Annotated in this window: 21 protein-coding genes and 3 pseudogenes; 8 read left to right on the forward strand and 16 right to left on the reverse strand. The window is 37.4% G+C overall.

All coding sequences use genetic code 11. The features are described from left to right. Positions 1–6: 6 nt before the first annotated feature. From ACFCYJ_RS16195 to ACFCYJ_RS16210, 4 genes are all read right to left on the reverse strand, one after another. Positions 7–768 (reverse strand): CPBP family intramembrane glutamic endopeptidase, encoded by a 762-nt coding sequence (locus tag ACFCYJ_RS16195; protein ID WP_376074994.1) that lies wholly within the window; start codon positions 766–768, stop codon positions 7–9. Continuing rightward, positions 765–1334 carry a TetR/AcrR family transcriptional regulator gene (locus ACFCYJ_RS16200; RefSeq protein ID WP_376074996.1) on the reverse strand — a complete coding sequence of 190 codons (570 nt, stop codon included), beginning with the start codon at positions 1332–1334 and terminating at the stop codon, positions 765–767. Before ACFCYJ_RS16200 ends, ACFCYJ_RS16195 begins: the two co-directional genes overlap by 4 nt. A 295-nt stretch (positions 1335–1629) precedes the next feature. Then, positions 1630–1824, reverse strand: coding sequence for a hypothetical protein (locus ACFCYJ_RS16205; RefSeq protein WP_376074997.1), 195 nt, complete (start codon positions 1822–1824; stop codon positions 1630–1632). Between the two features lie 139 nt (positions 1825–1963). Continuing rightward, positions 1964–2347 carry a winged helix-turn-helix transcriptional regulator gene (locus tag ACFCYJ_RS16210; protein ID WP_376074999.1) on the reverse strand — a complete coding sequence of 128 codons (384 nt, stop codon included), beginning with the start codon at positions 2345–2347 and terminating at the stop codon, positions 1964–1966. Positions 2348–2515: 168 nt separating this feature from the next. Between ACFCYJ_RS16210 and ACFCYJ_RS16215 the strand changes: the two genes are divergently transcribed. Continuing rightward, positions 2516–3232 (forward strand): 3-ketoacyl-ACP reductase, encoded by a 717-nt coding sequence (locus ACFCYJ_RS16215; RefSeq protein WP_376075001.1) that lies wholly within the window; start codon positions 2516–2518, stop codon positions 3230–3232. A gap of 134 nt (positions 3233–3366) precedes the next feature. On the opposite strand, the gene speB is transcribed toward ACFCYJ_RS16215, so the two are convergent. Beyond that, positions 3367–4239 carry an agmatinase gene (speB, locus tag ACFCYJ_RS16220; protein WP_376075003.1) on the reverse strand — a complete coding sequence of 291 codons (873 nt, stop codon included), beginning with the start codon at positions 4237–4239 and terminating at the stop codon, positions 3367–3369. Between the two features lie 363 nt (positions 4240–4602). Here speB and ACFCYJ_RS16225 point away from each other — a divergent pair, with 363 nt between their 5' ends. Beyond that, positions 4603–6657 carry a transglycosylase domain-containing protein gene (locus tag ACFCYJ_RS16225; protein ID WP_376075005.1) on the forward strand — a complete coding sequence of 685 codons (2055 nt, stop codon included), beginning with the start codon at positions 4603–4605 and terminating at the stop codon, positions 6655–6657. Between the two features lie 347 nt (positions 6658–7004). Here ACFCYJ_RS16225 and ACFCYJ_RS16230 read toward each other — a convergent pair whose 3' ends face one another. Beyond that, complete coding sequence (locus ACFCYJ_RS16230; RefSeq protein ID WP_376075006.1) at positions 7005–7523, reverse strand: YwhD family protein; 519 nt, start codon at positions 7521–7523, stop codon at positions 7005–7007. Positions 7524–7669: 146 nt separating this feature from the next. Between ACFCYJ_RS16230 and ACFCYJ_RS16235 the strand changes: the two genes are divergently transcribed. Beyond that, on the forward strand, positions 7670–7855 hold the full coding sequence (locus ACFCYJ_RS16235; protein ID WP_053484500.1) for a 2-hydroxymuconate tautomerase: 186 nt from the start codon (positions 7670–7672) through the stop codon (positions 7853–7855). Between the two features lie 199 nt (positions 7856–8054). After that, positions 8055–8723, forward strand: a complete 669-nt coding sequence (locus ACFCYJ_RS16240; RefSeq protein WP_376075008.1) for a class A sortase — start codon at positions 8055–8057, stop codon at positions 8721–8723. A gap of 51 nt (positions 8724–8774) precedes the next feature. Here the strand turns inward: ACFCYJ_RS16240 and ACFCYJ_RS16245 are convergent, their stop codons facing one another. The 5 genes from ACFCYJ_RS16245 to ACFCYJ_RS16265 form a co-directional block, all read right to left on the reverse strand. Continuing rightward, the gene (locus tag ACFCYJ_RS16245) at positions 8775–14198 is read right to left on the reverse strand and encodes a collagen binding domain-containing protein (protein ID WP_376075010.1); all 5424 of its coding nucleotides are present in this window, start codon (positions 14196–14198) and stop codon (positions 8775–8777) included. A 501-nt stretch (positions 14199–14699) separates the two neighbouring features. Continuing rightward, positions 14700–16073 (reverse strand): HD domain-containing protein, encoded by a 1374-nt coding sequence (locus ACFCYJ_RS16250; RefSeq protein WP_376075012.1) that lies wholly within the window; start codon positions 16071–16073, stop codon positions 14700–14702. A 67-nt stretch (positions 16074–16140) separates the two neighbouring features. Continuing rightward, positions 16141–16284 carry a hypothetical protein gene (locus tag ACFCYJ_RS16255; protein ID WP_376075014.1) on the reverse strand — a complete coding sequence of 48 codons (144 nt, stop codon included), beginning with the start codon at positions 16282–16284 and terminating at the stop codon, positions 16141–16143. After that, entirely contained in the window at positions 16268–16408 is a 141-nt protein-coding gene (locus tag ACFCYJ_RS16260) for a hypothetical protein (protein WP_376075015.1), read from the reverse strand. Before ACFCYJ_RS16260 ends, ACFCYJ_RS16255 begins: the two co-directional genes overlap by 17 nt. Positions 16409–16451: 43 nt before the next feature. Next, the gene (locus ACFCYJ_RS16265; RefSeq protein ID WP_049667962.1) at positions 16452–16676 is read right to left on the reverse strand and encodes a YuzB family protein; all 225 of its coding nucleotides are present in this window, start codon (positions 16674–16676) and stop codon (positions 16452–16454) included. Between the two features lie 248 nt (positions 16677–16924). Between ACFCYJ_RS16265 and ACFCYJ_RS16270 the strand changes: the two genes are divergently transcribed. Continuing rightward, positions 16925–17569, forward strand: coding sequence for an RsfA family transcriptional regulator (locus ACFCYJ_RS16270; RefSeq protein ID WP_376075017.1), 645 nt, complete (start codon positions 16925–16927; stop codon positions 17567–17569). A gap of 61 nt (positions 17570–17630) precedes the next feature. On the opposite strand, the gene ACFCYJ_RS16275 is transcribed toward ACFCYJ_RS16270, so the two are convergent. The 3 genes and pseudogenes from ACFCYJ_RS16275 to ACFCYJ_RS16285 form a co-directional block, all read right to left on the reverse strand. Continuing rightward, positions 17631–18329, reverse strand: coding sequence for a lipoate--protein ligase family protein (locus tag ACFCYJ_RS16275; RefSeq protein ID WP_376075019.1), 699 nt, complete (start codon positions 18327–18329; stop codon positions 17631–17633). 190 nt (positions 18330–18519) lie between these two features. Continuing rightward, positions 18520–18900 (reverse strand): annotated as a pseudogene (locus ACFCYJ_RS16280) (RNA-guided endonuclease InsQ/TnpB family protein); the annotation flags it as partial. A gap of 624 nt (positions 18901–19524) precedes the next feature. Continuing rightward, positions 19525–19677, reverse strand: a pseudogene (locus ACFCYJ_RS16285) (octanoyltransferase); the annotation flags it as partial. 157 nt (positions 19678–19834) lie between these two features. On the opposite strand from ACFCYJ_RS16285, the gene hemQ reads away from it, so the two are divergent. Continuing rightward, positions 19835–20584 carry a hydrogen peroxide-dependent heme synthase gene (gene hemQ / locus ACFCYJ_RS16290; RefSeq protein WP_376075021.1) on the forward strand — a complete coding sequence of 250 codons (750 nt, stop codon included), beginning with the start codon at positions 19835–19837 and terminating at the stop codon, positions 20582–20584. Positions 20585–20638: 54 nt separating this feature from the next. Here hemQ and ACFCYJ_RS16295 read toward each other — a convergent pair whose 3' ends face one another. Then, the gene (locus ACFCYJ_RS16295; protein WP_370048164.1) at positions 20639–20821 is read right to left on the reverse strand and encodes a hypothetical protein; all 183 of its coding nucleotides are present in this window, start codon (positions 20819–20821) and stop codon (positions 20639–20641) included. Positions 20822–21613: 792 nt separating this feature from the next. On the opposite strand from ACFCYJ_RS16295, the pseudogene ACFCYJ_RS16300 reads away from it, so the two are divergent. Further along, positions 21614–21996 (forward strand): annotated as a pseudogene (locus tag ACFCYJ_RS16300) (cell wall hydrolase). A gap of 21 nt (positions 21997–22017) precedes the next feature. After that, positions 22018–22359, forward strand: a complete 342-nt coding sequence (gerQ, locus tag ACFCYJ_RS16305; protein ID WP_082172840.1) for a spore coat protein GerQ — start codon at positions 22018–22020, stop codon at positions 22357–22359. Positions 22360–22642: 283 nt separating this feature from the next. Here gerQ and ACFCYJ_RS16310 read toward each other — a convergent pair whose 3' ends face one another. Next, positions 22643–23821 (reverse strand): M20 family metallopeptidase, encoded by a 1179-nt coding sequence (locus ACFCYJ_RS16310; RefSeq protein WP_376075023.1) that lies wholly within the window; start codon positions 23819–23821, stop codon positions 22643–22645. Positions 23822–24094: the final 273 nt, after the last annotated feature.

Genomic DNA, 24094 nt, shown 5'->3' on the forward strand with positions numbered 1-24094 from the left:
TCGAGTTTAAACGTAACTCTCAGTATTTTTTATATTCATAACAGCCTTTTTAGGAAATAAAGCTTTCCAGAAATAAATTGCGAGACCAATTAACACTAGACAATGAAAAATATAAAGAGAAGTAGCAAGAACAGTTGGCTCACTTTGATCAGTCAAGAAAGCAATAAAATCGTGCGAAGCGTGCCAGGCAATTGGGAAAATAATACTTTTTGTCTTTACAACAATTTCTGCACAAACTAACCCAAAGAGGAAAGCAAAAGCTACTTGTAGTAATGTCAATAAGAAATCATGACCGGCAAGTAAATTTTCAAGATGTCCTATTCCAAACAAAAAAGAGGAGCCTATAATAGCCGTTTTAAGCCCTTTCGCTGATAAATATTTGAAAATTAGGCCACGGAAAATAAACTCTTCATAAAGTCCAACGGCAATAACAAATAGAAACAAAATAAGTACATATTGCGCAGAAAAACCATCTTTATCTGTAATACCACTCAAGAATGCAACCAGCTCAGAGACAACGATAACAGCCATCCACGCCTCTGCTTTAAACTTTCTAAATCCGAAATCTTGGAAAGAGAATTTACTTTTTTTCATTATCCAAAGAGTAACTAGTACACCAACTGCAAAGGCAATAAATTGAATTAAACATATAGAGCTTAAGCTACTTATATTATTGACAGCTATAATTACACCAGCTATGAAAGGAAAAACAAGTGCAAGCAAAGTAAATAGTATGGCTAAAAGAATAGGTGAATTTTTCATCTTCATTTATTTTCTCCATTCAATAATTTTTGTTTAACGCCTTCAAATACGTCCTTTAAAATATCTTCAATTTCCGAGCTATCTAAATCGCAAGTATTCGTCGCACACATTGTCGCAATACCATGTGTAGTTAACCATATATCGATAAATAGAGTTTTAGCGGAGGTTTGAGTTAATCCTGTTAATTTTGAAATTATTGCTATAATCCCTTGGTTTTCTACGTCATTTAATAAATCCGAAAAGCTGGAGATTTTATATTTATTGGATAGAAATAATAGCTCAAATAGCTTTTTTTCTTCGCGAGCAAAGTTAATATAAGCCAAACCCATCCCTAAAAAAGAACTTTCTTGCAAGCCTTGAAACATTCTTTCGTTGTATAGATTGCCAGCCCTTTCATATATTGCATACTTCAAATCATCCATATTCGAGAATAATCGAAATATAGGCTTTGTCGAACAGCCTAGCTCTTTTGCTAAATCTCTTGCATTCACACTATCAATGCCACTCTTCCTAGTCATTTCAAAAGCACAATCCATTAAAATTTCCTCTGTAAATCGCTCTTTTGGTGCCAAAAATTTTACCTCCTCTCAATAGGTAACATCCGTTACCTATAATGTAACAGTAATTTCCTTTCTATGTCAATGAGGTATTCAAAAAAATTCCAAGAAATAAAAAAGGCCCACTTATCGTGAGCCAAGTTTTCCCCAAGGAAGTCCTCGGACTCCCAATATTTATTGGAATATGTTAGCCAAACTTTAAAAACAAGTGGGGCTAAAAGTGATCTCATCACGCCTCCCCACTTTTAGCCCCACCTTATAAAATAAATTGTTTTACCTAGCCCAGTACCAATTCTCTTAGCGGATTCTATTATTCCAAATTTAGCAAATCGGAAATTATTTCTGCACTTCCTGGTGAAAACATAAATATTGAGAGTGAAATACATAATACTCCTACAAATACAATGCCAATCTTCTTCATTAACAAAGATTGCTTTTTCATAAAAAGTCCTTTAAATATCAAAAACAACCCTACAAATAAGATTAAGAAATACCAAACTCCCATTAGTTCACCCCTTTTACAAATAAGACGTTAAAAGTTAAGGAAAGTTCTACCATCTCAATCAGCTTGTGTATAGAAATAAAGTGCCCATCTATCAGCTATATTAAAATTTTTAAAAACAGCACCGACATTTTAAATTATCTTAAATGACCTCATTATTGCTTTCTTGTTTAATTTGATCGATTCTATTTTTCCCCCATTCATACATCATCTCAACGATTGGTAGTAACGTCATTCCTAGTTCAGTCATTGAATATTCGACTTTCGGAGGAACTTCTGGAAACACTTCTCGATGAACAATCCCATCTTCCATCAGTTCACGTAATTGGTTCGATAATATCTTATGAGATATTTTCGGAAAAAGTCTTTGAAGCTCACTGAAGCGATGTGGTCCTTCGACGCCTAAATGCCACAGAATAACAACCTTCCATTTACCGCTAATGATCGATAATGTAAGTTCTTTTTCACAATGATAATCATTATTTACTATTCTCTCTTTTATCTCTTCTCTTAATTTATCTGACATAGAGCTAACTGACTCCTTTTCTTGTAAGTAACTTTTAGTAACCTCCGCACAAAAAAGTGCACTCTTCACAATATAGAAAACCGTAGTAAAATGAGGTTAGTCTTAAAGACAAATCTTAATCTATTTTTTCGTCTAAATAAAACGATCTCATCTAAAGGAGAGAAAAACATGCAAACAATCGCAGGAAAAGTGGCGTTAATTACAGGAGCAGGACGTGGAATTGGACGTGCAACAGCAGTAGCTTTTGCGCAAGAAGGTATTCACGTAGGTCTTGTTGGACGTACGCTTGAAAATTTACAACAAGTAGCAGAGGAACTTAAACAGTATGATGTGAAGGTAGCCATCGCTGTGGCAAATGTAGCGGATTTAGACTCTATTACTACAGCTGTTGAATCTATTCGTGGTGAGCTTGGTGCCATCGATATTTTAGTAAACAATGCCGGTATTTCAAAATTCGGTAGCTTCATGGACTTAACACCTGAAGAATGGACAAATATTATCGATGTCAACGTAAAAGGTGTGTACTACACAACACGCGCTGTATTACCAGAGATGATCGAGCGCAACACAGGCGATATCATTAATATCTCCTCAACAGCTGGTCAAAAAGGGGCACCAATTACAAGTGCATACTCGGCTTCAAAAGCTGCCGTTATCGGACTAAGTGAGTCATTAATGCTTGAAGTACGTAAGAAAAATATTCGCGTTACAACATTAACGCCAAGTACAGTTGCTACAGATATGGCGGTTGAGCTTAACTTAACAGACGGCAATCCAGAAAAAGTGATGCAAGCAGAAGATTTAGCAGATTTAATGGTTGCACAGCTAAAACTTCATCCACGTGTTGTCTTAAAACATGCTGGACTTTGGTCTACGAACCCTTAATAGAACTATTCGAAATATCAAGGCGGTATCCGATGTATGTTGGATGGCGCCTTTCTTTTTTAGAATAACTGTATTCAGAATATAAAAGAAAAATGAGGCTAGCTTAAAGCTAAACCCCACTCCAATTTCATTTCTTATTTTACCCAGCCCAAAATCATTTCTCTCAGCAACTTACTCGCTGTATTCGCTGTCATTTCTGATGTGTCGTAGATCGGTGCTACTTCAACTAGGTCAAAGCCCACTACATTGACGTTACTTGCTGCAATTGCATGGATTGACGCTAGTAATTCTTTTGATGTAATGCCTCCGCAATCTACTGTTCCTGTACCTGGTGCATGTGATGGATCAAGTACATCTATATCAATCGTAACGTAAACATTACGTCCCGCTAAAGTCGGTAATACCTCTTTTAATGGCTCTAGCACTTCAAATTTCGAAATGTGCATGCCATTTTTCTTTGCCCATTCGAATTCTTCCTTCATCCCTGAACGAATACCAAATGAATAGACATTTTTTGGTCCGATATGTTCAGCAATTTTGCGAATAGGCGTTGAGTGTGAAAGTGGCTCCCCTTCATATTCTACACGTAAGTCTGTATGTGCATCGAAGTGGATAATTGCTAGGTCATCATATTTTGCTGATACAGCTTTCATTACAGGCCACGATACTAAATGTTCGCCACCCATACCTACAGGAATTTTACCATCTGCTAAAAGCGTCTCAATATATTTTTCAATTTCATCTAACGAGCGCTGTGCGTTGCCGAATGGAAGCGGTATATCCCCCGCATCAAAATACTTCACTTCTTCTAACTCACGGTCCAAATATGGGCTATATTCTTCTAGACCAATGGATACTTCACGAATACGCTGCGGGCCAAAACGTGAGCCCGGACGGTAACTAACTGTCCAGTCCATTGGCATACCATAAATGACCGCCTGAGCATCCTCATATGTAGGATGACTTTTTATAAAAACATTTCCGGAATAAGCTTCATCAAATCTCATTACTCGACCTCCACTTTTAGAAATTACTAAATTCATTATCATCACTGACCCTTTCCTCGGGCGTTCAAATGTCATGCCAAAACCTTCAGTGATGGACCTTTTACCATTACTCTATTAAGGGCTTACAGGAATGTAATGAAACCTCTATCCTTGTATCCTCGTATACATTATTGGAACGTCTAGCAAAATTCGATTAAAATCTACAATGTACTATTCTTTTGTCGAAAGCTAGCATTTCAAACAGTACAAAAAAAGTATAGATGTTTTTGAATAAAGTGCAATAGTTTTTACCAATAATTTCGATTAAATAAGAATGTTCAGACACATACTATACGCAAGTGTGAGAAAACGAGGTGAAGTCGGATGAAGAGAAAAAGCTATCAACGTAAACAAAAACGTTCAAAGCGCACACGTAAAACATTTATCTTTTTTGTTGCCTTTACATCCGCAATTGTTGTAGCATTTATAGCTTTACGCGTCTATGTTCAAGTGGCTGGTGCCCCGCCTTTAACCGTACCTAAAGCCTCTATTTTCTTAGATGAAAATGAGAACCAAATTGGGGATCACTTTACGAATGAACGACGTTATTGGGTTAGTCTTGATGAGATGTCCCCCTATTTGAAGCAAGCAGTAGTAGCTGTTGAGGATAAAGATTTTTATAAGCATGGCGGTCTGGATTTTTCTCGTATCGCTGGTGCATTATTAGTGGATCTTAAGGCTGGTGGTAAGGTTCAAGGAGCAAGTACAATTACACAACAATATGCTCGAAATCTATATCTTTCACATGAGAAATCGTGGACACGAAAATTAAATGAAGCACTGTATGCTTATAGATTAGAAGTTTTTTATGATAAGGATGAAATACTGGAAGGTTACTTAAATACTGTTTACTACGGCCATGGTATGTACGGCGTAGAAGCGGCAAGTCGATTTTATTTTGGAAAATCTGCAAAAGATTTAACACTTGCGGAAGCAGCAATGTTAACTGGGGTTCCAAAAGGGCCAAGTATTTACTCTCCTATTGTTAATTTAGATAAGGCAACTAATCGCCAACACGTTATTTTAAAACTGATGACCGATCAAGGTGCTATTACGCAAGATGAAAAAACACGTGCAGAAAGTGAAAAGCTTGTCTTAAAGAGTGATAGCTGGGTAGCCACAAAATCTGTTGCACCATTTTTCCTTGACGTAGCATGGCAAGAGGCTAGTGAAATTTTGAAATCAAAAAATCTCGACATTAGTGAAGGTGGCTGGACTATCCAGACAACTCTTAATCTAGAACACCAAAAGGCAGCTGAAGAAGCTGTAGCCAAACATATGCCTGCTGATGACCTTCAAACTGCTTTTGTTAGTATGAAATCCAAAACAGGTTCCGTTACAGCATTAGTTGGAGGTCGTGACTATGCTGCAAGTTCATTTAACAGAGTTACACAGGCAAAACGTCAGCCAGGCTCGACCATTAAACCTATTTTATATGCGGCAGCTTTAGAGAATGGTTATACACCATTAACATATTTAAATGTAGGTGAGACAACTTTCACTTATGATCATGGACGGGCCACATATTCACCAAAAAATGTTAACGGGAAATTTGCAAACCATGATATGTCAATGGCACAAGCTATCGCTATCTCCGATAATATTTACGCTGTTAAAACTTTAGAGGAGATTGGATTTAAACCATTTCACGAAATGGCTGATCGCTTCAACGTGACTATCGGTGCCAAGGACAATTTATCCATGGCGCTTGGAACGACTGAAACAACATTATATGAAATGACGAATGCTTATAATATATTAGCATCGCAAGGTAAAAAAACTACTCCTACTACTATTGTTACTATTAAAAATGCTAACGGCGATGTTATCTACGAAAATAAAGAAGTTAGTAAAGAAGATGAAACAGTTCTGTCAAAGGAAAATACGTTTATCTTAACAGAAATGATGACGGGTATTTTCGATCCAGTCTTTAGCGATTATTCTCCCGCTACAGGGATTAGCATTCGCTCTCGTATGACGCATACGTATGCAGCAAAATCTGGCTCTACAAATAGCGATCAGTGGCTGATTGGATTTACACCTAGCTTAACCGCTGGGGTATGGAACGGCTATGATCAAGGAAAAAATCTAACAGCAAAAGAAGATACTGCCTCTACAAAGCAAATTTGGATCGACTTTATGGAGACTGTCAATAAAGGAACAAAGAATGAGGATTTCAAAAAACCGAAAGACGTTAAAGGTGTGGTCATCGATATTGAATCCGGTAAATTAGCGACAGATGCCTGCCCTCAGCAACGTCTCGTCTATATGGATGCGAAAGATGTACCAACTGAAAAATGTTCAAACTTTGATATTCTCGATACCAATACGTGGGGAAATTTCTGGAATATGCTTCCATTCTCCATTTTTAAAAATTAACAAATCATGCGGAACCTTTATCAGCGTTAAGCGTTTTATAAGCGAAGGCTCTCGACAAAGTAACAGATATATATGAAAAAGAAAAGCTTTCTCTTCCCCGGAGCCGTGTCCGTGGGAACAGAAAGCTTTTCTTATTTATGGTTCGCGAAGTAGATGAGCATCATGGGGCATTTGGCTTGGGTTTGGGTTGTTCAAATGCCGCATAGCGCTCATCACATTCGCAGAACCAAGTGTCCTAGCTTACTAAAATGTAAGCTCTTTATCAAGTTTACTTTGTTTCAAACCCACTTTCAACCTTATATCGAAAGCGATAGCAAAATGTCACAGATTGTTCAATCATTGTAGGTCTATGAAACAAATAAATCTTGACGCAATTGCTCCTCACTATGTGCCCACAAGTCCGGATTGAGCTCTTCTAGGAAAGAAGCTAACACTTTTTTAGACGGCGCATCCATATGTTCTACAATAATATGACGCTTCATAGATTTATCCATTTTGTTCACATGATCGGCTAAAATTTTATAGCCACGACGTTTTTCTCGATTAACTACCATTTCACACGCAGTTACACCTGCATAGTAAGGTCCATCGGCTTTATGGTCGATCGTCACCCACACTAGCCAATACGCCTTCCCACCTTCTGAATCAGCGCGATCAGTCGTAAATTTAATACCTCGTTCCAGATCACTGCGAGCATGCATAGCACCGATTTCAACTGAAGCTGTCCCCTCTTCTATATCGATCATGACTGGCGATACGTTTTCAAGTGAAAGCGAACCGATACCAAATCCCTTATGTCCGTCTGTTGGATCATTTTTAATAATAGTAAAGCCCATTTTTTGTTTTGATTTTTCTTCATTTGCCATACTTTAACTACCTCCATTCTGCTATTATAAAAGTAAAGCATAGTTATGCGCATGAGCACCGTCATGAACGCGACATTGCGCAAAAAGAAGTATATACTTTCTTATAAACTAACTATACAACATTATTCAATAAAGGAGGCAATATTATGCCATACGTAACAGTGAAAATGCTTGAAGGTCGTACAGAAGAACAAAAACGTGCACTCGTAAAAGAAGTAACAGAAGCCGTTTCTCGTACAGTGAATGCGCCACCAGAAAATGTAACAGTCTTCATCGAAGAAATGTCTAAAAACCATTACGGTGTTGCAGGCGTACGCTTCAGCGATAAATAAAGGTCAGAACGGGTAGAGCCCATAAAGCTCTACCCATTTTTAACGTATGTAGCCTTCTAGTGCTTTGCAACGTTTAGAAGGCTGTCATTGCCTTGTTACGGCGTTTTTTCGGTTCTAGCTACGGAATAGCCTGCTACCGGCGGAACTAATCTGTTGTACCGGCAACTCGTAATTTCAATACTAGGATGTGATCTATGAAATGAATAAATTTAAACTGCCACTACTCATTTGTATGCTCATCGTTGGCCTCTTACTTATTTTTATCAACCCCATTCAACATGCAATTATCGCCCATTTGAGTAAACAATTAAATACAGCTGATTACAGTGCCGAGGAGATTGCAAAAAACAAAGATGCAGATGCCGATTTTGAATTTGAAGCCGTGCAATCCCTTTCCATTGCGGAAGTTTTAAAAGCTCAGACAACTGCCAGTAAAATGCCTGTCATCGGTAGTATCGCAATCCCTAGTGTGGATATGAAACTTCCTATCGTCAAAGGAGTTGGTAACGCCTCTCTTGCTGTTGGAGCAGGCACGATGAAGCCTAATCAAAAACTTGGACAAGGAAACTACGCATTAGCAGGTCATTATTTTGAGGAAAAAGATATTTTATTTGGCCCCTTATACAAAGCAAGCATAGGAGATACGATTTATTTAACGGATTTAACGAATATTTATGAGTACAAGATAACACTCAAAGAGATCATCGCTGCAACGGATGTTTATGTTATTGATGATATCCCTGATAAAACTCTTTTAACCCTCGTTACATGCGCTGAGGAGGGTACGAAACGACTTGCCGTTCAAGCAGAATTTGTCGAGCAATATCCATTCGATAAAGCACCTGCAAAACTATCAGAAACCTTCTAACATAAGAAAAACCCCAAGATTTTTACGATCTTGGGGTTTTCTTATTGAAAATTATTTCGCTTCTGTATTGCGACGACGCAATAAGAATACTGCACCTAGAACGAGCGCTACACCAATTAGTGTAAGAGCGGTTTGGTTTGCTCCATTTGTTTGCGGCAGTTTGCCTTGCGCGTTTAACTGCGCTTCCATTTCTTTGGCATCTGCTTTGATTTTGTCAATATCAAGGTATTGTGCTACTTCTGCCTGTTCCTCTTTAGATAGATTGTCGTATTTATTGAGGAAATCCTTATATGCATCTAAAGTGTCTTTATCTACTGTAGAAGGATTATATGGCTTTAACTCTTTCCCTTGGTCAATGACTTCTTGAACAGATGGTTTTCCAGGGTTTGCTGGATCTTTTGGATCTGTTTGGTTACCTGAATCACCTGGATTTGTTGGATGAACTGGCTTCTCTGGTGTTGGTTTTGTTGGTTTTTCTGGATCAACCGGCTTCTCTGGTTCTGGAGTCGGTTTTTCTGGTTTTTCTGGTTTTTCTGGTTTACCTGGATCAACTGGTTTTTCCGGGTCTGGATCTGGGTCAACCGGTTTTTCTGGTTTTTCTGGTTTTCCTGGATCAACTGGTTTTTCTGGATCTGGATCTGGGTTAGGCGTCCAACCACCGCCGCCTCCACCGCCACCTGTTGATGTAGGTTGTACTTTTGCAGAGCATGTATCTGTTACTGTAAATGAGCCAATTAAACTATTTCCCTCATATACATTGTACGTACCTTGTTTAATAGCTTTTTCTGGTAATATAACCGTTCCTACCATACTAGTTGTGAGAACTTCAATGTCGTCTGCACCTTTAACGATATTACCTTTAGCATCTTTTATTGTTATCTTTGCATTCGCATTAGGCGTTCCAAGTATAGTTAGCACTGTTAATGTAAATGCGAGACAAGCAGGTGCTGCTGATACTTCTGCTTCACACTTAACTGAATATTTAACCTCTATATGACCAATGAATAGATCACCTTCATAAACAGAATAGTCACCTGAAGGAATTACTTTAGTCTCAATAGTAATTTGACCTAATTCATTTGTCGTTTTGTCTGTAGCAATAATTGCTCCTGTTATATCTTTGATTGTGATATTGCTAACATTAGGGCGTGGATTTCCATTTTCATCCTTCACCGTTAATGTGAATAGCGGACATGAAGGTGCTGGTTGAACAGTTGCTTCACAGTCTGTTGTTACTGTAAACCCATCTATTTTTTCACCTTCATCATCATAAACCACATATCTTCCTGGTTCTAGTTTAGGAATTGTTACTTTCCCTTCACTATTAGTTAACTTTTCAACTTCAATAGTTTTATTTGTATCAACATTTTCAAGTGAAACTTTTACACCTTCACGAGGCTTACCATCTACATCATTTACAGTTAATGTAAATTCAGGGCATGTAGGTACTTGTTGTACTTCAGTTTCACAGCCTTCTTTATAACTAATCTTCACTTCTTTAAGGAATTGTTTTCCTTCGTAAAGATAATACTCTCCTGCAGATGGAATTGGTTCTATTTTAATTTTTCCATTGTCATCAGTTTTTGCTGTTATTTCTTTGCCGTCTTTATCCTTTAATGTAACTGTTACATGTGGACGTGGTTTACCATTTTCGTCTTTTAGTGTGATTGTAAATAGTGGACACGAATTTGTAGGCTGTAATATAGCCCCACATTCCTCATCGTTACTATCTTTACCGTACTTCACAGTTACTTTTCCTTGTCCTACTGGTTTGCCATTACTATCTACTACTGTGTATTCACCAGCTTGGATTTTGTTCGGGATAACTACTTTTCCATCCTCGTTTGTTGTTTCACTGAACTTCTCGAAACCATTGCTATCGATCAACGTAATAGCTTGTTTAGAAATCGGATCCCCATCAATATCTTTCACAGTTATTGTGAAAATTTGACATGCTGAGGATAAATCTACATCTTCGATATTATCAATAATATATGGTTTTCCATCAACTTTCATGTCGAACTCTTTATTCATTGTGATATTAATAGAGGAAATTTCAACATAGCCTTCTGGAGTAATTTCTCTCAACGTATATTTACCGTAACGAACTTGTTTAAAGGTAATTATTCCACCATCTTCAGTTATGCCTTCATCAAGCTTAATTGTATTATCTTTATTCCAAAGCTCGAATTTAACGTCGTCAAATTCTTTACGCTCTCCTGTTAAAGGATTCACGCTGAATTTATTTAATTGCAGAGTACCTTTTGTTGCGGATGCGTTAGTATCTGACGAGCTATATTCAAACTTTGCACTTTCTTCGTCTTTATTACTTGTACCTTCTTCTGATGCTCCATCATAATTGATTGATGCATCATTTGAGACTGTTTCACCTTTGTTACCATCACCCATGAAGAATGTAGAGTACTTAATGATATAGCCTTTTCTATCTAATTTACCTAAGTCAAGACTGAAGCTTCCATCATCGTTTAGCTTAATTTCACTTGGTTTAATTGAAACTTCTTCACTAGTTGTTACGAGTCTTCCATCAGCACCCAACTTAATTTCTTGCTTAGTAAAAGTATCCATCAATAATTTTTGATTGCTAGATGGCTTATCTTTTAAAGTAATATTTCCCAACTTCGAATTTGAAGCATTGACAGTTACTGTCCAATTGATAATATCCTGTTCAGGTTTAGTTTCTGCTGATTTTGCAATTAATTCATTTGCTTTTTCAGTAATTTGAGCTGTAGCAGAATATTCATAGCTTCCGTCTTCAGTTGTTGTTAATGTTGCAATATTCGTATATTCTCTTTTATTTTTTGAATTTTGACCATAAACATCATCCGAATCCTTTGATTTGTATTCTATTAAATACGCTTCATAGTTTTCAGTTTCGTCGTCAAGATCATTAAATTTGATCGTAAAACCTCTTACTTTTCCATCATCGGTAGAGATTGTATCTACGATATCCCACTTTTTAGAACTTAACGAACCATCCTTTTCTCCCTCTTCAGTCGTAAGCTTTAATTTTGAAATCGTAATTTGATCTTTTAATGTTTGACCTTCTGGAACAGGAATATAATGTCCTTCGCCAAGTTTATCTGTAACAGTAGCATTATTAATATCTTTATTATTGATATTGATACCAATACTCCAAGAAAACTCTTGTGCACTATTATCTACAGAAACTTTTTTATAACCATTGTTATGCGTCGGTGATTGTTGATCTGGCTTGTACTCAGCGTCTCTCGATTCTTCATACACATTATCTTTATCGTCTTTCCAAGTTGCATTTGCCTTATTATGATATGCTATTGCAACTCCACCATTTGCTTCAACTTCGTATTTAGTTTTATATTGAATTGTTACTGGTTTATGAATTTCTTTTAAGAACTTCATCTCAAATCCTTCATTACCTTTAGAATTTGTGATGATATAGTCTTTAGCATCTACACCAGTAACTTTGTAAAATTCCTCACTATTTTCTTTATCCCATGGTGTTAATGTATGTTTTAAAGTCTTGCCATCTTTATTTATTGTTGTAAATTCATCTGTAATTTTAAAGTCTTTTAAAGGCTTTTCAGGATTAATTGTTAATGTCCATGTAATTGTTTTATTTACATAGTCAACTGTTCCTAAGCTACCTCCCGATTTAGTAAATATCGCAGGTTCTAATTCTACCCAAGCTTCACCTTTTTCTTCTGTATCCTCTCTCGTTACCGTGTTAGTAATTACACCTTGATTCTTATCCGTTACAAATGAATCTTCAAGTACTGTGTGGTATACAATTTTAAAAGCTGATGTAACCTTGCCATCAGTAATATTTGACTCTTTATTGAAGTCTAACGTAAATCCATATTCGTCTTTAGTAATAAAAGCATAATCATCTCCTTCTTTAAGAGGAGTTTTTTCTTTTTCATTTTTACCATCAGCAGATAATGTTACCTTATATACTTCAAAAGTTTTGTAGTCAATTTTATGCTTTCCAGTCTTATTAGAGCTTGTTGTCATCGAATCAGTTAGTCGAGCTTTACTAGGATCAATTTTTTGACCTAACCAATTATACTTAATAGTCCATGTAGATTCGTATTTATCTCCACTTCGGGATTTCTCTAAACTTGGACCATACTTTACTGTCGCAGAACCATTTACTGAAGTATCCTTGCTACCTTTTGATTTTAGTGTAGCTGTATTTACATAATGCATATCCGATTTTGTTGGTTCAGCAGTTACTTGAGTTTCATAAGTAACCTTATAGGCATAATAACCATCATCTAACTTGATTGGGAATTTGTCTGCAACACTAGACACTGGTGTTCCAGGTTTATTTGGATTAAATCCATTCAAACCTACTTTGTATCGTTCTACAGTAATGTTCCCTACCAATTCATGACCTTCACCAATTACGTCTTCTAAAGTTGCGTCACTTAAATGTTTACCAGCTGTATTAACCCAAATTGTCCACGGAATCGTTACTGTACCATTCGCATCACGCGAAATAGTTCCGGCACTTTTTGTTAATACGTCACCACTACCTGTTGGATCAAATGTAAATTTTATCTCAACATTTTCAGATCCCCCAGTTGGAATAATCATTTCCTGCTCTAAGTCTTCTTCATTAGCAAAATTACCGAACTTTGCTTCGAATTTAAAAGACATCTTACCATCGATATCTTTTTCAAGATCGCTATCCAGAGTCACCGTTACTGTTTTAGTACTTGGATCATATTTTGAAGAATAGGCTACCCAGCCATCAGTGTCCTCTAAAGTTCTTGTTTGATTGAATGATCCTCGTGTATATTCTTCAATCATATTTTGAGGTAACTGGAAGGTAAATGTAGAGCCTTTCCCGTAATTTCCCCCTGGCGTTACATCAAATGTATAATTCAGATAAACCTTATCACCTTTTTTAGGATTAGGACCTGAATATCCTTCTATATCAGTAGAATTTTGAATAAGGGCACCATTTGGGTTATAAAGTTGTAAACCACCGAATGACATTTTTATGTCTTCTTGCATACTGGATGGGTCAAAGACTTCTGATTCTTCTTCCTGAATTTCTTCGGATGATTCAGGTAAAATCTCCTCTTCATCTACAATTATTTCAGACGGATTTTCTTCACCTTTTCCAGATGGTCGTAGATCACTATTTTCTTTAGCAGTTTCTTTAGAATTAGGTAAATTCGTACCTTCTAATTGCCCAAGTGAACTATTATCCTTTGGTACTTCATTATCTTTTAGTATTTCAGCGCCATCATCATCACCTGTAACTGATTCTGTTTCTGCATCTTGTTTTGCATCTGCATTTCCATCATCATTTGAATTTGAATCCTCACTGTCATCACCATTAGCTACTCTACCTAATTCATCGATAGAACCTTCATCAATCGCATACACCGAAATCGGCGATAGGACTGTTTGGAAAACGAGTAGCATTAAGATTATTGCTATGTTTAGTTTTTTAAATTTTTGCATGTTTCTCTCCTTTTCTAAGTTCAGAGAGCTACCTGTTAGCGTTTGCTGACGACGTTACACCCTTTTGGTATGTTGTAAAGGTATGCCACAAACAATAGGTTGGTCCCTCTTTCCTTCTATTCAATGGTCGTCTATATGAATACACTCAAATAAGTACTCTCGAATAGGCACTCACGATTACTTATGTATGTGCGATGTACAATTAGAATATATCCATAGTACTTTGGTGACACCTTTAATAATAGGTCTCACCACCATTAGGGTTTAAGCCTCATTATAAAAGAGTACACTAAACAAATTCTAAACAATCCCGGACTTTCTAATTATAAAATTCTAAAAATTTCTATATAGTTTCCACTTTTTTCATCTTTATACAACGACAAAAAAACAGCGAAAATAACTCAAATAGAGTACTTTCGCTGTTTTTCACTATTGGTATGTTGGAATACTATTTATTCCACTTTATTTAATATACACATTTTTATACATAAAAATTTTTTATTAATTTTTTCCCTGTGCTTGAATCAAGGCTAATATTTGTTTCTTCACAGCAGTATGAGTACTGTTGTCCTCTAGGAAATCTAGTGGGAAATATACTTTATGATCTCGCTTCATGCGGCCGGAAATAGAATCAACAATAATAGATTCACGTGAAAGCTCTCGTAGCTCTCCATTTTTCATTTCTAAGAAAATAGGAACACGGACTTCTTCTTCTCCTGGTCGATAAAAGTCATAAGGTAAATCTGCTGTCGTATCGTGGACAAGATAATATTCTGGATTTAAATCAGCTTGCTTGAAGAGCTCTTGTAGTTTTTGATATTTATCTAGCTCTACACCTGGATCTAAATCGATGTACTGAAATAGCTTTCGATTGACAAAGCGGCGGCTTAAGTCACTTAATATAGCATCTTCTTCTTGCATCCAAAGTTGAAAATATGTAAAAAGAATACTCTCATCTAATGCAAGATAATCCTCAAGCGTAATGGAGTTGCGGAAAAATGCTAAAAAGTGTGTAGGCTCGTGCTTAAATTTATAGCCCGCCAAGCTTAGTTGCTTAGCTCGTTTTAAAATATTATTTAATACAACCTCTGCACTGCGAGATACTGGGTGGAAATAAATTTGTAAGTACATTTGGTAGCGGCTCATTATATAATCCTCTACCGCATGCATCCCCGTCGCCTTGATAACGACCTGATTTTTTCGTGGACGCATTACTCTTAAAATACGCTCCATATCAAAATGACCATAGCTTACACCAGTGAAATAAGCATCGCGCTGTAGGTAATCCATACGATCAGCGTCGATTTGACTTGATATTAAACTAACGACCTGCTTATTCGGATATGTTTTTTCAATGACCTGTGATACTTTCTCTGGGAAATCAGCCGATACTTTTTTTAATACGGCATTCACTTCTGTATCACCGAGCAAAATTTGTCTTGTATAAAATTCATGATCGAGCTCAAAAACATTTTCAAAGGCATGTGAAAATGGCCCATGCCCTAAATCGTGTAATAGGGCTGCACAAAGCACAAGCAGGCGTTCATCTTCATCCCATTCCGGACGACCTGCAAATATATCATCTACTATGCGGCGTACAATTTCGTAAACGCCAAGTGAGTGACTAAAGCGGCTATGCTCTGCTCCATGGAATACTAAAAATGTTGTACCGAGCTGGCGAATTCGACGTAGTCGCTGAAATTCTTTCGTGCCAACTAGATCCCAAATTACTTGATCCCGTACATGCACATAGCGATGCACTGGATCCTTGAATACTTTTTCCTCTTGTAATTTAGCTTTTGCATAATGTGTCAATTGTACAGCACCCCCGTTTCCTATTTGTTCTATTATATGCGATAAATACAGGACTAGCATACATATTACCTTTTAATTATAGAGACTATCAACCTAACTCACTGTATTCTCGACTTATTTTAGGTTTCTATTGACCTAATTTCCAAGTGATGAGGCGATTTGAACGTGAACCTTCCGTCGCTTCGACGGTTCTTTCCGTCTCTTTGGCTCTTCTTTCCGTCACTTCGATAGTTCTTTCCGTCGGTTCGCCTCTTCTATCCGTCGCCTGCATGGCTTTCCGTCGCCCTGGCTCTTCTTTCCGTCACTTCGATAGTTCTTTCCGTCGCTTCGTCGATTCTTTCCGTCGTTCTAACTCTTCTTTCCGTCGATATTAAAAATCCATACAAAAAAAACAAAAACTATCTCCAACTAGACTAGTGAAGATAGCGTTTTGTTTATTTATTTCTTTAACTTTGCTAAAACCTTTTCCATTAGTTCTTCTTCCGTTAATGCAGCAACAGGACGGCTATTTACAAAGGTAAATGTTTTTTTACGTCCTGGGCCGCAATAGGAATGACAGCCAATTTCGATGGTTGCATCAGGATCGATTTCCTTTAATTTTGGAATTAACGTTTTTAAGTTAACGGCCTGACATTCATCGCAAACTTTAAATTCGTTTGCCATTTTGTCAACAACCCTTTCTATATAGTATTTTTTTAATCAAAAAATCAAAAATTCGTCTCTATTGAACGTATGACTTTCACATAGTTAAGTATGTAGCATACGTACAAACCTACATCGGGTATTGTATCGCATTTTTCCCCTTGTATTCAAGCATAATAATTCCTTCCACATAGATGAATAAAAGGTTAAAAGATTGGTCATGCTAGTTGTAAATAAAAAGTTCCAAATAAAGGTGGGAGGATTTTAATATGAGTAAAGTCAGACAAGATGCTTGGTTAGAAGAAAATGATGAATTATTAGCAGAGGCGGTTATTCGTCATGTGACGGAAGGTAGTACACAGTTAAATGCCTTTGAAGAAGCTGGTGATGCTTTAAATCGTACTGCTGCTGCATGTGGTTTTCGTTGGAATGCTGTTGTTCGCAAAGAATACGAGGAACAATTATCAGAAGCCAAAAAAGAAAGAAAAGAAAGAATGCGAGTGTTAGGAGCTCCAGCAAGACGCCGTGCTTCTAGTATGTTTACAGTCAATAGTAGCGCCGCAGAGGGTAAATCAATTCCTCTATCTGCATTAAATCTTGATATTGTCATAGCCTATTTACTACGTTTACAACACTCTGGTGAAATAGGTAATGAGTCTACAAAATGGAGACAACTAGTACACGTAACATCTGAGAAAAATAAAAAACTAGAGAAAACCATTACACAGCTAGAAGAAGAAAATAGAGCTATTCGAAAAGATTACGAACAATTTGTACAAATTATGAACCGTGCTAGACGACTAGTAACACTAGATGAAGAGGATGAACGAATTGCACCTGTTTTCAAAATGGAGAAAAACGGAAATCTTGTTGTAAGTAGCCCTTTTCAAGAAAATGGCGATGCGCTTAATTAGCAGCATCGCTTTTTTTCTTTGAAACGATCTATCTCGCGTGGTACCCCTCACTGATTATGCTTCACTTCGGTTCAAGCATTTTCGTATTCCGTTCTAAAATACGTTGTAAATAAAACGCATATAGCGTTATTTCTTCATCATGAAAAGATTCAACTCGAATTTCTTCTGCCATATTGTGAAGAAGTTGCTGTAAACGAATAATTACAGCTTCCACTGTTAATGATGCGTCTATAAGTTCAGATAATGACGCCATCACATCAGGGACAATAGTAGGATACGTAAATTTTGTTTCCTCACCTTTTAGACTTACCGCATAAAAGTCACGAATGAGTGCTGCTCGTTCTGAGCCGCTTCCTTCAATACATAAATAAATTTGCACTGCTACCCCTTGACGTAAGCGTCTCTGAGAAATACCAGCAAATTTCTTTCCTTTAATACTTAAATCATAGGAACCCGGACAATAGGAGCCTACAATTTCGTAGGCTTCAATTTGATCTGCTACTTCAGGGAACAAGCTTTTTACTAAAGCTACCATTACATCATAACCATCATTAATACTAAGCGCTTCCGTTTGTTCAGATAATACAATTGAAACATTCAGTACACCTTCATCAAGCACAACTGCTAATCCGCCTGAATTGCGTACAATAGGATGATAGCCATGTGCTTTGAGCAAGTCCATACCGTGCTGCACATATGGTAAACGGTGATCCTGAATACCGAGCACGACAGATGCATCATGTACCGATACGAAAAACATATACATTTCTTAAAAAATGTAGACATCTCTACTGTGACACAACTTATATCTTATGACTTTCGTTTTGTGTCTTCCTTATTCTCCGAGTCTGGTTTCGCCGAAGCTACTGCCATTTAGTATGACTCTCCAAAGGCTTAAATTCCGCAGTATCGTTGCGTACACATCTAAGGATTAGTTTCAGTTAAATTCCTTAGATTGAATAATTTGCTAAGTTAATCATTGCGTTCAAATCTCTATCCAGCTTTAATCCGCAAGAGCAGATAAATAATCTGTCTTTCAGTCTCAAATAGGATTTGATTTGTCCACAAGAAGAACAAGTTTTTGATGATGGAAACCATCTGTCGGCTTCAACAAATTCAATTCCATACTTTTCTTTTCACATTTATATTGAATTTGTCGTTTAAATTCATAGCCCGGCTACCGCCTTCGCCAGATGTTTATTTTTCATCAACCCTTTTACATTTAAATGTTCCATTACAATACGAGATGGCTTGGTTTTCACAATCTCATTAGAACACTGATGTAAATGGTTTGTTCGGATGTCGTTAAGTCGCTTATAAAAATTACGAATTACAGCGTTTAGCAAATTTTCCAATGGACATTCATTCCATGTGCACTACCTCTCTTTCGCTATGATAAAATCACTTTACCCTATTTAGAGAGGTTGTTAACATTTTTAAAATTTGTATCTATTTTTCTTGTTCACACGAAGGCGCAACCCTTCATGCAGTCTTTCTCTCACAAGTAGACCTCTTATGCTTTCACATAAGCGCAGACTATATCTTCATCTTATCTTCTGATAAGAGCCACATTTTTCTTCCGCCATTCGCTTGCGGTTTTACTCTCCCTCAAGGAGATAGTCGTTGAACGTCTTCCTTGTCTCATGAGAGATTTAGGAGTTCGCTGCTAAACATCCATTGCCAAAGCACTTAGCGCTACCGTTTTCCGTTGTCACGATGATCCTTTACGGACACTGAGTAATTTTTTTCAGCTTATGCCATCCTTGTTGTTTTTTCTGCTTTCGCACCGTTACGTCTGCCGTTTCCAGCTCCGCTTTGGTCACAAGGCTTTAGGAGTTAAAAGCAATTAACGTGGAGTTCGCACCAATCGCTTGATACGAAGGGTATTCTGTTATAAATCTATGCTTCTATACAGATTTGTATAGTTTTGTCTAAATTTATCGTAACAGTTTAGTTACCCATGTACGAATAGTTGGCGGAGAGGCTAATTGCCCAACTAGCTGACATAAAGTATCGTCTGTTGCAAAGGATTCAAGCGGCGATCTTTGCTTCGCGCTAATGGATTGATCGTAAAAACGCCAAATCGGCTGTTGTAAAATACTTTTCATGATTGGAGCTCCTCTTTTTACATCTCTTCTCTTTAGAATACATTATCTATGGAAGGTGTCAAATTCGTGAAATGCTATCATGAACTTAGGGAATTTGTACAAACTATGATAAACTAAAATTTGAATGGTATTCACTTATAAAGGAGTGTTTTTAATAATGAATGAAGCAGCAATTACTTTAGATGGTTGGTACGCTTTACATGATTTTCGCTCAATCGACTGGGCTTCATGGAAACTAGTTTCTGCTGAGGAACGCCAAGCAGCAGTAGAAGAATTCATTGCCTATTTAGAAAAATTAAACGAAGCTGATATCGCTAAAACAGGTGCCCATGCATTTTACGCAATCGTTGGTCAAAAAGCTGACTTTATGATTATGACTTTACGTGAAACAATGGAGGAGCTACAAGAGCTTGAAGCTGAATTCAATAAATTAGCGATTGCTGATTTTACAATTCCTACATATTCATATGTATCTGTTGTAGAGCTTTCTAACTATTTAGCAGGTGATTCAGACGAAGACCCTTACCAAAATCCACATGTGCGTGCTCGTCTATATCCTGAACTTCCTCGTGCTAAGCATGTATGCTTCTATCCAATGGATAAGCGTCGTCAAGGCAACGATAATTGGTACATGCTTCCAATGGATGAACGCAAATCTCTAATGCGTTCTCATGGTATGATTGGTCGTGGCTACGCTGGTAAAGTTAAACAAATTATTACTGGTTCTGTTGGCTTCGACGATCACGAATGGGGCGTAACACTATTCGCAGATGACGTACTACAATTCAAAAAATTAGTATATGAAATGCGGTTTGATGAAGTTTCAGCTCGCTACGGTGAGTTCGGTGCATTCTTCGTTGGTAACCTTCTTGATCAAGAAAAACTTGTGACATTCTTAACTGTCTAATTTAAATTCCTGTAAATATAAAAACGCGAGTCCATACAATCGGACTCGCATTTTTTAGTATTCGTTTTCTTCGCTGTTCTCTGTTTCCAATATTAAAATAATTGTATGAATAAAAAAACCAGCTAGAATCATCAAGAAAACTAAATACCAATTATAAGGTTGGTGATAGTATTCTGCTATTCCAACGGCGATGAATGCACTTATGATAATTGCTACAAACGTACCAAAAATATGCATTATAACACTCCTTCATGCAAGCAAAAAAATAATTTCCAACTTTAGTATGTCACCGTTTATTTTTAATATACTTGCAAAACATCAGATTCCACCTACTCAATCAAAAAATAAGAAAGTGTCACCCATTACGATGACACTTTCTTATTTTCATATGGCTGCACTGTACCTTAAGACCTTTCATCCTTAACCTTCAAAATTAAGATAATCGTATTAATGAAAAATCCTACTACGATTATTAATATAAAGAGATACCAATGGAGTGGCTGTCCGTAAAAACTCCCTACTAAAAATGCCAGCACAGCACTCAACAAAATACCTACCCAAACACCAATCTCCATACCTTGTCACCTCACATGTATTCAATACACATGCAATTCCCTATCTCACGTTCCGATTATATTTTCTATTCTCTCTTTACCCATTTTATAAAAATTAGGCGTATCACCAAAGTTGGGGCTGAAATTTGTTAAAACGCATGCCATTTAATTGAGCGGAATCTAGGAGATATCTTGGGGATTAGCGTCACAGATAATATCTGGAGCGAACGTAGTAGATGATGGCTAAAGTTACACGGCCTATGCGAATCAACCCCACGTTATGGTCATGAATCAAATTTTTTTAAACCTGGCCCTCTTTTACAAACGACTCGTCATTACTAATATATGCTTAGCAATTTTAAATTGTGAATTTCTTTCATCGAAATTGAACATGTCTACAATACCATCATGCATATACTGTCTGCGAGGAGGAGTAAAAATCGCTGTTATAAAGACGAATGATGCACAAACAGCCATGCTAGCAAGGCTTATGCGCGCCGAGGCAGAAGGTGAAGGGAACTTAGGTAAGCTGATGGTCGGCAATGTTGGCGTCAATCGTGTACGAGCAGATTGTTTAGATTTTACGGATGTTCGTACAATTGAACAAATAGTTTATCAGCGTCCTGGGGGCTTTGAAGCGACAGTAAAAGGCTATTTTTATCAACGAGCACGTGATCAAGACCTCCGATTAGCAAGGAGAGTTATTCAAGGCGAAGATTCCATCCGGCGACTCGTTCATTATGGTTTTTCAGACCTGAGGGAGATTGTCCAGCACAATGGTATGGTCAGTGGAACACGGGAAGATTCAAAGCACATTGCTTCTTCTCGCCAACCGAAGAAGATTGTTCTCAAATCTAAAAGAAAGAAGGTTGATAACTTATGATGCCTTATTATTGGACACCGACAACGCAACAACAAATGCCTCCACAGGTAATGCCTCCACAGACGACTGGAGCACGACCACCTGGACGGGAGCAATCGTATATTGAAAATATTTTTCGTTTGAATCGCGGAAAGCCTGGTACTTTCCATTTTTCCTTCGAGCATGCGGTTGAGCCAGGAAAAAACACGAAAATAGTGCGAGGCGTTGTAGAAGCTGCTGGCCGAGACCATGTTATTTTACGTGAACTCAAATCAAATCATCGTTTCCTATTCCCAATGATTTACTTTGATTTTGCTGAATATGATGAAGAAATGGCTTATTTTAACCAAAATCCATAATTGAAATGAGCTATTCATAAGTTCGTATTTTTTTCTAAATTCCACTCCTCAATAGCAAGGAGGATCAGAGCAAAAGGGTACTCCTTCGCTACGTTTTGCTCATACTTCGTTGCAATACAAGTTTCGTTTTGGCTCCCAATTGGGTCTCATTTTTTTGATTGTCCGCAAATGTCCTTCGTATAAAATGAGTAATATACGTGGATATTTACTGTTGGATCAAAAATTGGCATGGTAGGATACCTCCTAGCATGCCAATTTTTATTGAAAGCCCTAAGAGAGCTTATTATTGATTTTCCTGTAAAAATTGCAATGTTGCTTTCCCTAAAGTTTTAGCAGCAATCAACATTGCACGCTCATCAAAATCAAAGCGTGCATGATGATGAGGATATGCTACTTCCCACTCTGGCTTTTTAGCACCCGTGAAGAAAAATGTACCTGGTACATTCTCTAAATAATACGCAAAATCCTCACCAATCATAAATGGTGGGCACGTTATAATATTTTCTACTCCTGGTATATCAGCTGCCAGTTGTGCAATAAATTCTGTTTCTTTCACGTGGTTGTAAACAGGTGGATAGCCCCTTGTATAACGATACTCATAGCTTGCACCAAAGGCCAAACAAGTGGCATTTAAAACGGCTTCAAGCTCTTGCTCCATTTGTTTGCGTACCGACTCCTCAAAAGTTCGGACTGTTCCAGCTAACACTACTCGTTCTGCAATAACATTAAATGGATTAATGGCCTCAAAATGACCAATTGTTAAAACAGCTGATTTTAATGGATCAATGCGGCGAGATATAACCTGCTGCGCATTGACTACAAACTGCGACGCAAGTGTAACAGCATCAATAGAATGATGCGGCTCCGCACCGTGACCACCTTTACCTTGAATCGTAATTTCCACCTTATCCGCGGCAGCCATAATTGCCCCATCTCTCACCAATATATCGCCCAATGGTGTAGGGGCCCATAAATGTGTACCGAAAATAACATCTACCCCGTCTAGACAGCCATCTTCAATCATAGGTTTTGCTCCACCTGGCGCCATTTCTTCTGCATGCTGATGAATAAAAACTACATTACCTGCAATGTCATCCTTCATTGCATGCAAAGCTTTAGCAAGCCCTAGTAATGTTGCAGTATGACCATCATGTCCACATGCATGCATTTTACCATCTACTTTTGACTTATAAGGAATGTCATTTTCCTCCTGAATGGCTAGTGCATCAAAATCAGCACGTAATGCCACTGTTTTACCCGGCTTCCCTCCACGTAAAGTTGCAACAACACCACGTTCGCCTACATGCTCACGAACCTCATGTCCTAACGCTCGATGAAAAGCAGCTACATACGCTGGTGTTTCCACTTCCTCAAAGGATAATTCCGGATATTCATGTAGATGACGACGAATCGCTACCATTTCATCATAGTTATGATCTAGTAAAGTAAAAAGCTTCTCCATATTACAAAACCCCACTTCCCATTTGTCGAACTTATTTGATAACTATAGTGTACTATAAATCCTTACAAAAACAATAGGAATTAAAACTACCATTCTATAGAAATTATATCGTTGATTAGGAAAAAATAGGTTTATTATTGAGCGATAAAAAGAGTTTTTTATTGCTATTTTGCTAATATATTCTCATTCAACTGATTGTAGCGTAGGGCTACTCGAGTGCTCCCGTCGCAGAGCAAAGCTTCCCGCAGGAAAGCGAGTAGCCCGCAGCGGAAA

It is taken from the genome of Lysinibacillus sp. NPDC056232 (assembly GCF_042267565.1).
Lineage (GTDB): Bacteria > Bacillota > Bacilli > Bacillales_A > Planococcaceae > Lysinibacillus.